Here is a 15,584-nt window from a genome sequence, read left to right on the forward strand (position 1 = left end):
AGTGAGTTTCAGCCCGCAGAACCCGAATCAGCACTTCACCCCAAGGAGCAACTTCGAACTCAACGCACCCGGTCTCCAGCACGACCCTCTGTGGTATCGCAAGGCGGTGTTCTATGAGGTCCTGGTCCGGGGGTTTGCCGACGGGAATGGTGACGGCTCAGGCGACTTCCATGGACTGATCGACAAACTGGACTACCTGCAGTGGCTTGGCGTGGATTGTCTGTGGCTCCCGCCGTTCTTCCAGTCTCCGCTCCGTGATGGCGGCTACGACATTTCGGACTACAACTCCGTTTTGGACGAGTTCGGCACCATCAGCGACTTCAAGCGCCTGGTGGCGGAAGCGCATGCCCGCGGCGTCCGCGTAATCATCGACCTGCCGCTGAACCACACGTCCGACCAGCACCCGTGGTTCCAGGAATCGAGGAAGGATCCCGACGGCCCGTTTGGTGACTTCTACGTGTGGAGCGACACCGACGAGAAGTACCAGGACGCGCGCATCATCTTCGTCGACACGGAAGAATCCAACTGGACGTTCGATCCGATCCGGCGGCAGTTCTTCTGGCACCGTTTCTTCGGCCACCAGCCGGACCTCAATTTTGAGAACCCCAAAGTTATCGACGCCGTGTTTGACGTGGTTCGGTTCTGGCTGGACCAGGGGATCGACGGCTTCCGGGCCGACGCCATCCCCTACCTCTTCGAGGAGGAGGGCACCAACTGCGAGAACCTGCCGGCCACCCATGATTTCCTGCGGAAACTGCGCACCATGGTGGACGAAAACTACCCTGGCAGGATCATCGTTGCCGAGGCCAACCAGCCTCCGGTCGAGGTAGTGGAGTATTTTGGCACGGAGGAGGAGCCTGAATGCCATATGGCCTTCCACTTCCCCATCATGCCGCGCCTGTACTACGCCCTGCGTGACCAGAAGGCCGCCCCCATCATCGAGACCATGAAGGACACCCCGGAAATTCCGGAAGGTGCCCAATGGGGCACGTTCCTGCGCAACCATGATGAGTTGACCCTCGAGATGGTGACGGCGGACGAGCGTGCGGCCATGCTGGGCTGGTACGCCCCGGATCCGCGTATGCGGGCCAACATCGGTATTCGCCGCCGGCTGGCCCCGCTGCTGGACAATTCGCGGGCCGAAATCGAACTGATCAACGCTTTGCTGCTCTCACTGCCTGGCAGCCCGTTCCTGTACTACGGGGACGAGATCGGCATGGGGGATAACATCTGGCTCGAGGACCGCGACGCCGTCCGAACCCCCATGCAGTGGAACCCGGACCGTAACGCGGGCTTCTCCCACGCCGATCCGGGCAAGCTGTACCTCCCGGTGATCCAGTCACTGGTCTACAACTACAGCATGGCCAACGTGGAGGCGGAGGCAGCCCATTCAGGCTCCCTGCTCCGCTGGACCCGTCAGATCCTCAGCGTCCGCAAGAACCATGCCGCCTTCGGCCTGGGCGGATTCCGGCACGTGGAGGCCGATCACGACTCGGTCCTCGCCTACCTCCGGGAGCTGCCGGCGGAGAACGCCGCGGGAGAGGACGCCGAGACCATTCTTTGTGCCTTCAACCTCTCACAGCATCCTGTGGCCGCCACGCTGCGCCTCCCGCAATATGCCGGGCGCGGGCTGCGGGACGTCTTTGGCGGCCAGCCGTTCCCGCCTGTCGGCGACGACGGACGGCTCACCCTGACTCTGGGCAGCCACGACTTCTTCTGGCTGCGAATTCGCTCGGCCGCGTCCAACCCGGCCTCGCCGTTCACCCAGGCGATGCCCGTCCTTTCCATCGAAGGCTGAAATGACCTACCCCACTCTCCATCCTCCCCTCGACGAGCTCCTGCGGACATGGCTTCCCGGCCAACGCTGGTTCCCGGTCAAGAATGCCCAATTCAACCTCGCTCCCGTGGGCACGGTTCATCTGGACGACAGCAGCGGAGAAGTGGGCCTTGAGATTTACCTGGCGGCCGTCACTTACGCGACGGCCGACGGCGGAAACCGCACCGATGTTGTGCAGGTGCCGCTCAGCTTCCGCGGGGAGCCACTGCCGGGGGCAGCCAATGCGCTGATCGGAGAAGCCAGCCACCCGGAGCACGGGCAGCGCTGGATTTACGACGCCGTACATGACCCGGTGTTCGTTTCAGCGTGGCTGGAACTGATGCGCAGCGGCGGCAGTTCGCTCGAAGGCAACGCCACCGGGCATCTGGTGCCGTCCAACTACCGCCTTCCCACGGGCACGGGAACGGTCAAGGTCCTCTCGGGCGAACAATCCAACAGTTCGGTGATCGTGGACGACGGCGGTTCGGCAGCGATCGTGAAGTTCTTTCGGGTGCTGTCCGAGGGGCGCAATCCTGAAGTTGAGATCGGCGCCGCCCTCACCCGGGCGAGCACGGCCGAGGTCCCCGCAACACTGGGGTGGGTCACCGGGCAGTGGGAAGCACCGGGCGACGCCGAAGGGCGCGGCAACCGGACGGTGCAGGGCGAACTCGCGGTAGCCCACGAATTCCTCTCCGGAGGCTTGGACGCCTGGCGGCTTGCCGTCGAAGCAGCCACCGCCGGGGCCGACTTTACCGCGGAGGCCCACGCCCTCGGCGTCGCCACTGCCACGGTGCACCGCAGGCTGGCCGAAGCGTTGGGGCTTGCTGCGGAGTCCGCACCGGGCGCGGACATTGCCCCTGGTGTGGCCCAGCGGGTGCGGCAATCATGGGCCGAGGCCGGCACCGCCGTCGGCCCGTATGAGGAAGCCCTGACAAACCTGCTCACCCAGCTCGAAGGCAGTAACGCCGGGGCCCTGCAAAGGATCCACGGGGATCTTCATCTCGGCCAGATCCTGCAGGTCCCGGGCAGTCCCGGGGAAGCGGCGCGCTGGGCAATCCTCGACTTTGAAGGGGAGCCGCTGCGTCCCATCGCCGAACGCAACTTTCCCGATGTCCCGCTTCGCGACGTCGTGGGGATGCTTCGGTCCTTTGACTACGCGGCCGGTGCCGCCGAGCGCGAGCAGCCTGGCGTCCAGGTGCCGGAATCCTGGGTTGACGACTGCGCAGAAGCGTTCCTCGCCGGCTACGCGGAAATAACACCCGGCACCATTGACCGCCGCTCGCCCCTCTTTGTGGCATTGTGGCTGGACAAGGCACTCTATGAAGTTGTTTATGAGTTGCGTAACAGACCGGGATGGCTGGCCATCCCGGTGAATGCTTCACGACGTCTCCTCAGCAGTACGGGTTCCGGCACATCCGCCGGAGCCGCAGTGGAAGGTAGCAAAATGACAGGCTCAGCACGTACAGAACGCCCCGGTGCGCCGCTCCATGTGGACGGCGACATCCTGGCCCGGGTAGCAGCCGGTGAGTACCACGCGCCGCACTCGGTCTTGGGCGCGCACCTGGATGACCACGGCCACGTCACCGTCCGGACAGTCAAGCACCTTGCCACCGCGGTCGAGGTGGTGACCGCAGCAGGTTCCGTTGCCATGACCCATGAGTCAAACGGCGTCTGGGTGGCGGTGCTGGACCCGCTGCAGCCGGGCCATGTGCCGGATTACCGGTTGGAAGTCACCTACGAAGGCGTGCCGGCCGTCGCCATCGACGATCCCTACCACTACCTGCCGACGGTGGGGGAGGTGGACCTGCACCTCATCGGTGAGGGGCGTCACGAGAAACTTTGGGAGGTGCTTGGCGCGCACGTCCAGCACTACAAGTCATCCCTGAGCGATGTGGACGGCGTCTCGTTCGCCGTGTGGGCGCCGAACGCTCAGGCCGTCCGCGTCAAGGGCGACTTCAACGCCTGGGACGGTCGGGAAAACTCGATGCGTTCGCTTGGTTCATCCGGCGTCTGGGAACTTTTCATCCCCGGGGTTTTGGCAGGGGCGTGCTACAAATACGAAATCAAGACGAAGGCCGGGCACTGGGTCGAAAAGGCCGATCCACTGGCGTTCGGCACCGAAGTTCCGCCCCTGACCGCTTCGCGAGTGGTGGAGTCGGCATACGCCTTCAAGGACGAGGAGTGGATGGCTGCCCGCGCATCGCGTGATCCGCACAATTCGGCCATGAGCGTCTACGAAGTGCACTTGGGCTCGTGGCGCGTCGGCCTTGGGTATCGCGAACTTGCCAAGGACCTGGTGGACTACGTCAAATGGCTGGGCTTCACGCACGTTGAATTCATGCCCGTTGCCGAGCATCCCTTTGGCGGTTCCTGGGGCTACCAGGTGACGTCCTACTTCGCCCCCACGTCGCGGTTCGGCCATCCGGATGAGTTCCGGTTCCTCGTGGACGCCCTGCACCAGGCTGGCATCGGTGTGCTCCTGGACTGGGTGCCGGCGCACTTTCCCAAGGACGCGTGGGCCCTCGCCCAGTTCGATGGTCAGCCGCTCTACGAACACGCGGATCCGAACCTGGGGGAGCACCCCGATTGGGGAACGCTGATCTTTGACTTTGGCCGGACCGAGGTACGCAACTTCCTTGTGGCCAACGCGCTCTACTGGCTTGACGAGTTTCACATCGACGGCCTGCGCGTGGATGCGGTGGCCTCGATGCTTTACCTCGACTACTCACGTGAAGCGGGCCAATGGCAGCCCAACAGGTTCGGGGGCAGGGAAAATCTCGAGGCCATCTCCTTCCTGCAGGAAACAAACGCCACCGTGTACAAGACGCACCCCGGCGCGGTCATGATCGCCGAAGAATCCACGGCTTTCCCCGGCGTGACGGCTCCGACGAGCCACGGCGGCCTGGGCTTCGGGATCAAGTGGAATATGGGCTGGATGCACGACTCCCTGAAGTACATCTCCGAAGACCCGGTAAACCGCAAATGGCACCACGGGACGCTGACCTTCTCACTGGTGTATGCCTTCACCGAGAACTTCCTCCTGCCCATCAGCCATGACGAGGTGGTGCACGGCAAGGGGTCCATGCTGCGCAAGATGCCGGGCGACCGGTGGCAGCAGCTGGCCAACCTCCGTGCGTTCCTGGCCTATCAGTGGGCGCACCCGGGCAAGCAGCTGATCTTCATGGGCACGGAGTTCGGCCAGGAAGCTGAATGGTCCGAACAGCACGGGCTTGACTGGTGGCTGGCGGATATCCCGGCGCACCGCGGCGTCCAACTGCTCACCAAGGATCTCAACGAGCTCTACGCCGCCACGCCCGCCATGTACGAGCGGGACAACGAGCCGGGCGGGTTCCAGTGGATCAATGGCGGGGACGCCGACCGCAATGTGCTCACATTCATCCGGTGGGACAAGGAAGGCAATCCGTTGGTTTGTGCCGTCAATTTCTCCGGCGGTCCGCACCATGGTTACGCCATCGGAGTGCCGGCCGAGGGGGAGTGGACGGAAGTCCTCAACACAGACGCGGAGGCCTATGGCGGTTCCGGCGTGGACAACAAGGGAACGCTGACTGCGGCGGGGGTGGGACAGGATGGCCAACCGGCCACACTGAGCGTGACCCTGCCGCCCTTGGGCGCTGCATTCTTCAAACTCTCCCCTGACACCCCGGCTTAATCGCCGGCCGAAAGCCCGGAATCCCCGTGATTCCGGGCTTTTTGGCGCCCGAAGGAGGGCGCTTTGTGTCCGTGGCCAAGTGGTGGTAGAGTTTATTTCCGCGCCGCTCCCCGGAGTTGGTCGGCAAAAACCACACGGATGCTACTGGCAGACGGAGTCGTGAACGCCGATTTGACACTGAAAGGATCGGCCGGTAAGTTTGGGAAGTTGCTCCGGAGCGATCCGCGACCGTGTGGTTGTGGTGGTGCCGGGTGTGTCTGTTGTTTGAGAACTCAATAGTGTGCCAAGTTTGTTGATACCAATTTATTTATATGGATTGGTTGAATTGACTGGATCCGCCACCCCGTGGTGTGGTCTGGTTTTTACAGCTGGTTTCAAATTTTGCAGCCGTTTTCTCCCGTTTTCCCGGGGGTTGGTGGTTGTGTTCGTTTTTGTTTTACTTCAACGGAGAGTTTGATCCTGGCTCAGGATGAACGCTGGCGGCGTGCTTAACACATGCAAGTCGAACGATGAACCTCACTTGTGGGGGGATTAGTGGCGAACGGGTGAGTAACACGTGAGTAACCTGCCCTTAACTCTGGGATAAGCCTGGGAAACTGGGTCTAATACCGGATATGACTCCTCATCGCATGGTGGGGGGTGGAAAGCTTTTTGTGGTTTTGGATGGACTCGCGGCCTATCAGCTTGTTGGTGAGGTAATGGCTCACCAAGGCGACGACGGGTAGCCGGCCTGAGAGGGTGACCGGCCACACTGGGACTGAGACACGGCCCAGACTCCTACGGGAGGCAGCAGTGGGGAATATTGCACAATGGGCGAAAGCCTGATGCAGCGACGCCGCGTGAGGGATGACGGCCTTCGGGTTGTAAACCTCTTTCAGTAGGGAAGAAGCGAAAGTGACGGTACCTGCAGAAGAAGCGCCGGCTAACTACGTGCCAGCAGCCGCGGTAATACGTAGGGCGCAAGCGTTATCCGGAATTATTGGGCGTAAAGAGCTCGTAGGCGGTTTGTCGCGTCTGCCGTGAAAGTCCGGGGCTCAACTCCGGATCTGCGGTGGGTACGGGCAGACTAGAGTGATGTAGGGGAGACTGGAATTCCTGGTGTAGCGGTGAAATGCGCAGATATCAGGAGGAACACCGATGGCGAAGGCAGGTCTCTGGGCATTAACTGACGCTGAGGAGCGAAAGCATGGGGAGCGAACAGGATTAGATACCCTGGTAGTCCATGCCGTAAACGTTGGGCACTAGGTGTGGGGGACATTCCACGTTTTCCGCGCCGTAGCTAACGCATTAAGTGCCCCGCCTGGGGAGTACGGCCGCAAGGCTAAAACTCAAAGGAATTGACGGGGGCCCGCACAAGCGGCGGAGCATGCGGATTAATTCGATGCAACGCGAAGAACCTTACCAAGGCTTGACATGGGCCGGACCGGGCTGGAAACAGTCCTTCCCCTTTGGGGCCGGTTCACAGGTGGTGCATGGTTGTCGTCAGCTCGTGTCGTGAGATGTTGGGTTAAGTCCCGCAACGAGCGCAACCCTCGTTCTATGTTGCCAGCGCGTGATGGCGGGGACTCATAGGAGACTGCCGGGGTCAACTCGGAGGAAGGTGGGGACGACGTCAAATCATCATGCCCCTTATGTCTTGGGCTTCACGCATGCTACAATGGCCGGTACAAAGGGTTGCGATACTGTGAGGTGGAGCTAATCCCAAAAAGCCGGTCTCAGTTCGGATTGGGGTCTGCAACTCGACCCCATGAAGTCGGAGTCGCTAGTAATCGCAGATCAGCAACGCTGCGGTGAATACGTTCCCGGGCCTTGTACACACCGCCCGTCAAGTCACGAAAGTTGGTAACACCCGAAGCCGGTGGCCTAACCCCTTGTGGGAGGGAGCTGTCGAAGGTGGGACTGGCGATTGGGACTAAGTCGTAACAAGGTAGCCGTACCGGAAGGTGCGGCTGGATCACCTCCTTTCTAAGGAGCGCCTACAGTCACCTTGCCCCGTGTATGCGGGTGTGGAGGGGTTGTCAGGAGTAGGCCCGTTGCGCAGACGCTAGTTCTGCGGCGGGTGCTCACGGGTGGAATATCAACGAATAGCGGCCGCCGGTTTTTTCCCGGCACCCAGTACGGATACACGCCCTTTGGGGCGGTGGTCCTGGAACGGTGCGGGGGGTTGCGGGTGGTTTAGTGTTTGGCACACTGTTGGGTCCTGAGGCAACAGGGCCGGGGTTTTGGCTCCGGGACTTGTGTGTTTCTGGTTTCCTGGCTGCACCGATCATGCGCGTTTGTGTGTGTGGGGTGTGTGGTACGGGGTTGTTGTTTGAGAACTACATAGTGGACGCGAGCATCTTTTATAAGAAGCAATTTCCAAGATATATGAACCTGGATCTGTTGCGTCATCCTTCGGGGTGGGGTGATGGTTTCTGTGGTTCTCTCGAAAGAATAGCGTTTTATTGATCTTTTGTGGTCAAGTTTTTAAGAGCACACGGTGGATGCCTTGGCATTAGGAGCCGAAGAAGGACGTAGGAATCTGCGATAAGCCTGGGGGAGTCGATAACCGGACTGTGATCCCAGGGTCTCCGAATGGGGAAACCCCGCCAGGGGCGCGAGCTGCCTGGTGACCCGCATCTGAACACATAGGGTGCGTGGAGGGAACGCGGGGAAGTGAAACATCTCAGTACCCGCAGGAAGAGAAAACAATAGTGATTCCGTCAGTAGTGGCGAGCGAACGCGGATCAGGCTAAACCGTTCCATGTGTGATAGCCGGCGGGCGTTGCATGGTCGGGGTTGTGGGACTTTCCATACCAGCTCTGCCGGGCTGGTGAGGTGTGATGTGCGGGCATAGGTGAACGGTCTTGAAAGGCCGGCCAGAGAGGGTGTGAGCCCCGTAACCGAAATGTTTGGCACCGCCTGGAGAGTATCCCAAGTAGCACGGGGCCCGAGAAATCCCGTGTGAATCTGTCAGGACCACCTGATAAGCCTAAATACTCCCTAATGACCGATAGCGGACCAGTACCGTGAGGGAAAGGTGAAAAGTACCCCGGGAGGGGAGTGAAACAGTACCTGAAACCGTGTGCTTACAATCCGTCGGAGCCAGTCTGATTCTGGTGACGGCGTGCCTTTTGAAGAATGAGCCTGCGAGTTAGTGTTACGTCGCGAGGTTAACCCGTGTGGGGAAGCCGTAGCGAAAGCGAGTCTGAACAGGGCGTTGCAGTGGCGTGATCTAGACCCGAAGCGAAGTGATCTACCCATGGCCAGGTTGAAGCGACGGTAAGACGTCGTGGAGGACCGAACCCACTTCAGTTGAAAATGGAGGGGATGAGCTGTGGGTAGGGGTGAAAGGCCAATCAAACTTCGTGATAGCTGGTTCTCCCCGAAATGCATTTAGGTGCAGCGTTGCGTGTTTCTTACCGGAGGTAGAGCTACTGGATGGCTAATGGGCCCTACAAGGTTACTGACGTCAGCCAAACTCCGAATGCCGGTAAGTGAGAGCGCAGCAGTGAGACTGTGGGGGATAAGCTTCATAGTCGAGAGGGAAACAGCCCAGACCACCAACTAAGGCCCCTAAGCGTGTGCTAAGTGGGAAAGGATGTGGAGTTGCGAAGACAACCAGGAGGTTGGCTTAGAAGCAGCCATCCTTAAAAGAGTGCGTAATAGCTCACTGGTCAAGTGATTCCGCGCCGACAATGTAGCGGGGCTCAAGTACACCGCCGAAGTTGTGGCATTCAGATTTTTGCTAAGCCCTTGTGGTTCAGGCGTCTGGATGGGTAGGGGAGCGTCGTGTGGGCAGTGAAGTCGCGGTGTAAACCAGCGGTGGAGCCTACACGAGTGAGAATGCAGGCATGAGTAGCGAAAGACGGGTGAGAAACCCGTCCGCCGAATGATCAAGGGTTCCAGGGTCAAGCTAATCTGCCCTGGGTAAGTCGGGACCTAAGGCGAGGCCGACAGGCGTAGTCGATGGACAACGGGTTGATATTCCCGTACCGGCGAAAAACCGCCCATGCTGAACAGGGGATACTAACCGCCCGGAGCCTGCCCTATCACCCTTTGGGGTGTGTGGGTTTTGGCCGAGCGCGGGACCTGATCCTGGGAGGTAAGCGTATTAACAGGTGTGACGCAGGAAGGTAGCCGGGCCGGGCGATGGTTGCCCCGGTCCAAGGATGTAGGGCGAACGGTAGGCAAATCCGCCGTTCATGATGCCTGAGATCTGATGGGACTCCCTCACGGGGGGATTCGGTGATCCTATGCTGCCTAGAAAAGCATCGACGCGAGGTTTTAGCCGCCCGTACCCCAAACCGACACAGGTGATCAGGTAGAGAATACTAAGGCGATCGAGAGAATTATGGTTAAGGAACTCGGCAAAATGCCCCCGTAACTTCGGGAGAAGGGGGGCCCCTATCGTGATGGACATTCACTGTCCGGAGCGTGGCGGGGCCGCAGAGACCAGGGGGAAGCGACTGTTTACTAAAAACACAGGTCCGTGCGAAGTCGCAAGACGATGTATACGGACTGACTCCTGCCCGGTGCTGGAAGGTTAAGAGGACCGGTTAGCCGCAAGGCGAAGCTGAGAATTTAAGCCCCAGTAAACGGCGGTGGTAACTATAACCATCCTAAGGTAGCGAAATTCCTTGTCGGGTAAGTTCCGACCTGCACGAATGGAGTAACGACTTCCCCGCTGTCTCAACCATAAACTCGGCGAAATTGCAGTACGAGTAAAGATGCTCGTTACGCGCAGCAGGACGGAAAGACCCCGAGACCTTTACTATAGTTTGGTATTGGTGTTCGGAGTGGCTTGTGTAGGATAGGTGGGAGACGTTGAAGCCCGGACGCCAGTTCGGGTGGAGTCATCGTTGAAATACCACTCTGGTCACTTTGGACATCTAACTTCGGCCCGTAATCCGGGTCAGGGACAGTGCCTGATGGGTAGTTTAACTGGGGCGGTTGCCTCCTAAAAAGTAACGGAGGCGCCCAAAGGTTCCCTCAGCCTGGTTGGCAATCAGGTGTCGAGTGTAAGTGCACAAGGGAGCTTGACTGTGAGAGAGACATCTCGAGCAGGGACGAAAGTCGGGACTAGTGATCCGGCGGTACATTGTGGAATGGCCGTCGCTCAACGGATAAAAGGTACCTCGGGGATAACAGGCTGATCTTGCCCAAGAGTCCATATCGACGGCATGGTTTGGCACCTCGATGTCGGCTCGTCGCATCCTGGGGCTGGAGTAGGTCCCAAGGGTTGGGCTGTTCGCCCATTAAAGCGGTACGCGAGCTGGGTTTAGAACGTCGTGAGACAGTTCGGTCCCTATCCGCTGCGCGCGCAGGAAATTTGAGAAGGGCTGTCCTTAGTACGAGAGGACCGGGACGGACGAACCTCTGGTGTGTCAGTTGTACTGCCAAGTGCACCGCTGATTAGCTACGTTCGGATGGGATAACCGCTGAAAGCATCTAAGCGGGAAGCTCGCTTCGAGATGAGATTTCCATACACCTTGTGTGTGAGAGGCCCCCAGCCAGACCACTGGGTTGATAGGCCGGATGTGGAAGCGAGGACTAACGACTCGTGAAGCTGACCGGTACTAATAGGCCGATAACTTACACCACACACCACCCCGCAAACGAACTTCAAAAGCGTTTGCACCCATGGGGTGGTACAAAGAAACAAGACTGCTTGCGTCCACTATGTGGTTCCCAACCAACAAACCCGCACCCGCGGCACGTTGCCTGGCGAACCAACAACTGAATAACAACACCACACCTGCCCGCACCGGGCAGGAACACATGTTGTAACCACAAGATTTCCCACCCCCTAGAACGGGGTGCGGAGCAAGGGTTACGGCGGTCATAGCGTGGGGGAAACGCCCGGTCCCATTCCGAACCCGGAAGCTAAGACCCACAGCGCCGATGGTACTGCACCCGGGAGGGTGTGGGAGAGTAGGTCACCGCCGGACAACCATTAGAGCTCAGGCTCCGACAACAACGTCGGAGCCTGAGCCATTTAACCCCCGAACCGCTCAACCCCCTGAACCCCTAACCACCGGACCGCCGGGGACGGGCCTGGACCCCAGTCAACGCCACGCCCATCCCGTCGGCCGTGCCGGTAAAGTTGTTGTCCATGGACAACCTCTTTAGCCATGCGCCTTCCGCGGACGAAGTTCCTGAGCCCGCCGATGCCCTTGAGCCCGTCATCCACGTGGTGACGGTTCCGGTGCCAGTGTCGAAGGCGTTTATCGGCTTCACGGAACACACCCATCTTTGGTGGCCGTTGGGAGACCACAGCGTCTTCGGCGCGGGCTCGTACGTGGAGTTTGAGGAGAACCTCATTCTGGAAACTGCTGACGACGGCAGGACCGCGATCTGGGGCTCCATCGATGACTGGCAGCCGCCCATGTCCTTCCACGCCGCGTGGCATCCCGGGACCACCGCGCTCTGGTCCACCGAGTTGAGGGTATCGTTCAGGGCGGTCGGGGCGGGGACCGAGGTCCGGCTGGTTCAGGACGGCTGGGAGGGGACCGAGGACCCGGCCGGTTCCCGTGCGGATTACGAGGAGGAATGGCCTGAGGTGCTGACGCGGTTCGCGCGTTTCATGGGCGGGGCAGTTGACTAGGGTCCGGCGTCTGGGTGCCAGCGAGTGGGAGCACCTGCGAGGCATTCGACTCGAAATGATTGCGGACTCCCCCACCGCCTACGTTGAGTCCTTGCGGTATGCACGTTCCCAGACCGAGGGGCAATGGCGTAGCCGGGCGGCGGATATGACCGGCCCGCTCAGCATTACGTTCGTTGCAGACGCCGGGCCCGGGAGTCCCCTGTGCGGGCTTATGCGCGTGGTGGTAAAGGAGCCCCAGGACACCGGCCGGCCGGCGCAAGCCATGCTGATCAGTGTTTACGTGGCACCTGCCCATCGTGGCTCAGGCCTCGCTGACGAGTTGCTACAGCACGCTGTAGCCGCCGCGCACGACGAACTGGGCGCCGGCCTCCTGCAATTGGGGGTTCATGAGGAGAACGCGCGGGCATTGGCTTTCTATGTCCGGAACGGGTTCCGGGATACAGGTGGCCGCGAGGTGTACCGGCTGGACACAAGCAAGGCTGAAATCCTTATGGAGCGGGAGCTGGTCCCCTCCCGCCTGCCGGCCACCCCGCTGGAAGCCGGCGTGGCAGGCTAGAGCACGGGTGGGCCCTCGCCCACCGGAGGTACCGCAGTGCTCGAGCGAATGATGAACTGCGTCGGGTACTCCGTGTCTCCGCGAGTTCCCTCGTTCCCGGCTTCGTTCCGTCCCTCGAGCCCGGACAGCAGGAACTCGACGGCGAGAGCTCCCTGCCCGCGGGCATCCTGGTCGATGGTGGTCAGCCCAAAAACCTCCCCGAGCTCGTGACCGTCGATGCCGATCACCGAAAGATCGTAGGGGACTCGCAGCCCGAAGTCCCGGGCAGCGAGGATGGTGCCGATAGCCATTTCATCGGAAGCCGCGAACACCGCAGTGGGCCTTTCTGCGGACGCCCCCAGCAGCCTCCGCGCACTCGCGTATGCGCCCTGAATGGTGAAATCCGCGGAGACCTGCCACTCGGGACGAATCTGTTGCCCGGCGCGCTTCATGGCCTTTTCGAAACCGCCTTGGCGGGTGCCGGGCAGACGGAAATCCTGCTGGTATGCGGCGTCACCGGTCATATGCGCGATTTTCGTGTGGCCCAGCCCGATGAGGTGGTTGGTTGCGGCTTCGGCAATCCCGAAGTCGTTGATCCTGATGGTGGAGGCGCCGGGCAGCGGGCCGCCAATTCCCACGATGGGACGGTGGATGGCAAGGAGTTGTTGTATTTCGGTCTGGCTGAGCTCCAGCGACACCGCGATCACGGCATCCACGCGTTTACGTAGCAGAAAATCATTCAGCACATTGTGGCGCCGGTCCTGATCCTCACCCACGTTGTAGAGGGTGAGGTCGTAGCCGCCATCCAGGAGTGCGGCTGAAACGCCTTCCACCACGGACGAAAAGAACCACCGGTGGACGGACGGCACCACCACCCCCACGTTGTGGTTGCGGCCGGAGGCGAGACTGGAGGCGTGGTAGGAGAGGACGAAACCGAGTTCCGCTGCGGCAGTCTGCGCACGCTCCCGGCTTCTCGCCGACACATGCCCCTTGCCGCTCAGGGCGCGCGAAACGGTGGCTATGGAGAGGCCGGCCCGTTCGGCGACGTCCTTGATGCCGGGCATTATTATTAGCTCTCCGTGTCCTCGATGCGCATTTCCAACCAAACGGTTTCACCTGAGCCTAATGGATGTCCCGCGTTGGACATGTCCTCCGGACCGTACCCTGCTGCCGCGGACCCGCCGGGCCTGCTGCGCAGCAGGACCTTACCGGCCGGCAGCTCCAGTGGCTCGCCGCCAACATTCATCAGAACCACTGTGGTGCCGTTGAGATAGGCCAGGGAGGTGTCGGTGCACCAGTCCTCAAGCCAGGACAGTGATCCCTTGCCGAGGCCGAGTTCGCGTCGGAGACCCAGCAGTCGCTTATAGAGGGTCAGATGCGACGACGGCGAGGCGGATTGCGCGTCGCGTGCCAGCTCGGTGAAGCTTGCCGGTTGCGGCAGCCACGGGTCCGCTCCCGTGCCGAAGCCGGCGTGAAGCTCCGCTGCGCGCCAAGGCAGGGGCACCCGGCACCCGTCGCGGCCCAGACGCTCGCCGCCGGTACGGGCAAAGGTGGGATCCTGCCGCTGGCTGTCAGGGATGTCGATGCCGTCCGGCAACCCTAGTTCCTCACCCTGGTATAGGTATGCGCTACCCGGCAGTCCCAGCATGAACATGGTTGCTGCTGCCGCCCGGGTCCGGCCCAGGGCCTCGTCCGGCTGCGGATCCGAGGTGCCAATTCCGTCGCCGTCGCGCGGCGCATGCCAGTCGTAGCCGAAACGCGTGGCGTGCCGGACGACGTCGTGGTTGGACAGCACCCAGGTGCTCGGAGCCCCCACCGAGTCCAGGGCGAGGAGCGACTCGGTGATGATGCCGCGCATGCGGTGCACGTCCAGCCCGGCGTGAAGGTAGGGAAAGTTGAAGGCCTGGTGCATCTCGTCCGGGCGCACCCAGTCCGCGAGCCGAGGGAGGGGGTCCACATTGGCTTCAGCGCAGAGGATGCGGTCGGTACCGTACTCACCGAGGATCCTGCGCCACTTGCGGTAGATCCCGTGCAGGGCTGGTTGGCCGAACATGGGTGCGTCGCGGCCCGGGAAGCCGTCGCAGCTGTTGCCGTCGGCGCGCCCGCCCCACTCGGGTAGGCCGGGGGCCTTAACGAGGGCGTGAGCCACGTCAACGCGGAAGCCGGAGACGCCACGGCCCAGCCAAAACCGCAGCACCCGCTCGAATTCCTCGTGGACGGCGTCATTGTCCCAGTTGAAGTCCGGCTGGGACGAGTCGAATAGGTGCAGGTACCACTGGCCGAGGGCACCATCGGGCTCGGTGATCCGCGTCCAGGCGGGGCCGCCGAAGTGGGACTGCCAGTTGTTCGGCGGCTCCTCGCCGTCGTTTCCGCGGCCGTCACGGAAGATGAACATGTCCCGCTCCGGGCTGCCGGCGGGGGCTGCGAGTGCGGCCCGGAAGGCCAAGTGCTGGTCGGAGCAGTGGTTGGGCACGAGGTCCACGATCACGCGCAGGCCCAGCCGGGTGGCCTCGGCCATCATGGCGTCGAAATCGGTCAGCGTGCCGAAAAGCGGGTCGACGTCGCAGTAGTCGCTGACGTCGTACCCGGCGTCGCGCTGCGGGGACCGGTAAAACGGCGAGAGCCAGACGGCGTCGACGTCGAGCTCGGCGAGGCTGGCCAGCTCGGCGGTGATTCCGGCCAGATCGCCGATGCCGTCGCCATTCAAGTCCCGGAAGGAACGCGGATAGACCTGGTAGATGACGGCGGAACGCCACCAGTCCCCGGCGGTGACGGCGTGGTGTACCAGGGTGAGCGGGCCGGCCGCAACAGCGGGGGAGAGAAGCAAAGAGTCGATTGACATGCCGGTAATCGTAAGGCGCATCACACCAAAATGAAAGCGCTTCCAGATTTCCGCAGTGACGTTACTTGTCCGGAACCTTTCCGGATATCCCTTAAAGAGCGGGGTTTCGGGGTCATTTTCCCTTTCCAAGGCATA

The 15,584-nt window shown here is 61.4% G+C and carries 6 protein-coding genes and 3 rRNA genes; 7 read left to right on the top strand and 2 right to left on the bottom strand.

Annotated elements, in window-relative coordinates:
- Nucleotide 1: 1 nt before the first annotated feature.
- From treS to ACP4XC_RS04155, 7 genes are all read left to right on the top strand, one after another.
- Complete coding sequence (treS, locus tag ACP4XC_RS04125; protein WP_427173606.1) at nucleotides 2-1,798, top strand: maltose alpha-D-glucosyltransferase; 1,797 nt, start codon at nucleotides 2-4, stop codon at nucleotides 1,796-1,798.
- A 1-nt stretch (nucleotide 1,799) separates the two neighbouring features.
- The gene (locus tag ACP4XC_RS04130; protein ID WP_427173607.1) at nucleotides 1,800-5,486 is read left to right on the top strand and encodes a 1,4-alpha-glucan branching enzyme; all 3,687 of its coding nucleotides are present in this window, start codon (nucleotides 1,800-1,802) and stop codon (nucleotides 5,484-5,486) included.
- A 441-nt stretch (nucleotides 5,487-5,927) separates the two neighbouring features.
- Nucleotides 5,928-7,451: ribosomal RNA gene (locus ACP4XC_RS04135) — 16S ribosomal RNA — on the top strand.
- 491 nt (nucleotides 7,452-7,942) lie between these two features.
- A 23S ribosomal RNA gene (locus tag ACP4XC_RS04140) occupies nucleotides 7,943-11,069 on the top strand.
- A gap of 230 nt (nucleotides 11,070-11,299) precedes the next feature.
- Nucleotides 11,300-11,416, top strand: a 5S ribosomal RNA gene (rrf, locus tag ACP4XC_RS04145).
- Together the 16S, 23S and 5S rRNA genes form the textbook arrangement of a ribosomal RNA operon.
- 164 nt (nucleotides 11,417-11,580) lie before the next feature.
- Nucleotides 11,581-12,072 (top strand): SRPBCC domain-containing protein, encoded by a 492-nt coding sequence (locus tag ACP4XC_RS04150; RefSeq protein ID WP_427173608.1) that lies wholly within the window; start codon nucleotides 11,581-11,583, stop codon nucleotides 12,070-12,072.
- 55 nt (nucleotides 12,073-12,127) lie between these two features.
- Complete coding sequence (locus tag ACP4XC_RS04155; RefSeq protein WP_427173609.1) at nucleotides 12,128-12,628, top strand: GNAT family N-acetyltransferase; 501 nt, start codon at nucleotides 12,128-12,130, stop codon at nucleotides 12,626-12,628.
- Here the strand turns inward: ACP4XC_RS04155 and ACP4XC_RS04160 are convergent.
- Nucleotides 12,625-13,671, bottom strand: a complete 1,047-nt coding sequence (locus ACP4XC_RS04160) for a LacI family DNA-binding transcriptional regulator (RefSeq protein WP_427173610.1) — start codon at nucleotides 13,669-13,671, stop codon at nucleotides 12,625-12,627. The two genes, ACP4XC_RS04155 and ACP4XC_RS04160, sit on opposite strands and share 4 nt — an antisense overlap.
- Nucleotides 13,672-13,676: 5 nt before the next feature.
- Nucleotides 13,677-15,449 (bottom strand): glycoside hydrolase family 13 protein, encoded by a 1,773-nt coding sequence (locus ACP4XC_RS04165; RefSeq protein ID WP_427173611.1) that lies wholly within the window; start codon nucleotides 15,447-15,449, stop codon nucleotides 13,677-13,679.
- Nucleotides 15,450-15,584: the final 135 nt, after the last annotated feature.

The sequence above is a fragment of the Arthrobacter sp. 92 genome (genome assembly GCF_050260325.1).
GTDB lineage: Bacteria > Actinomycetota > Actinomycetes > Actinomycetales > Micrococcaceae > Arthrobacter.

Excerpts from the sequence above, each read along its gene's own strand:
- ACP4XC_RS04130 (WP_427173607.1), top strand. The coding sequence starts at position 1,800 with ATGACCTACCCCACTCTCCATCCTCCCCTCGACGAGCTCCTGCGGACA.
- ACP4XC_RS04160 (WP_427173610.1), bottom strand. The coding sequence starts at position 13,671 with ATGCCCGGCATCAAGGACGTCGCCGAACGGGCCGGCCTCTCCATAGCC.
- ACP4XC_RS04150 (WP_427173608.1), top strand. The coding sequence starts at position 11,581 with ATGGACAACCTCTTTAGCCATGCGCCTTCCGCGGACGAAGTTCCTGAG.
- ACP4XC_RS04155 (WP_427173609.1), top strand. The coding sequence starts at position 12,128 with ATGATTGCGGACTCCCCCACCGCCTACGTTGAGTCCTTGCGGTATGCA.
- ACP4XC_RS04165 (WP_427173611.1), bottom strand. The coding sequence starts at position 15,449 with ATGTCAATCGACTCTTTGCTTCTCTCCCCCGCTGTTGCGGCCGGCCCG.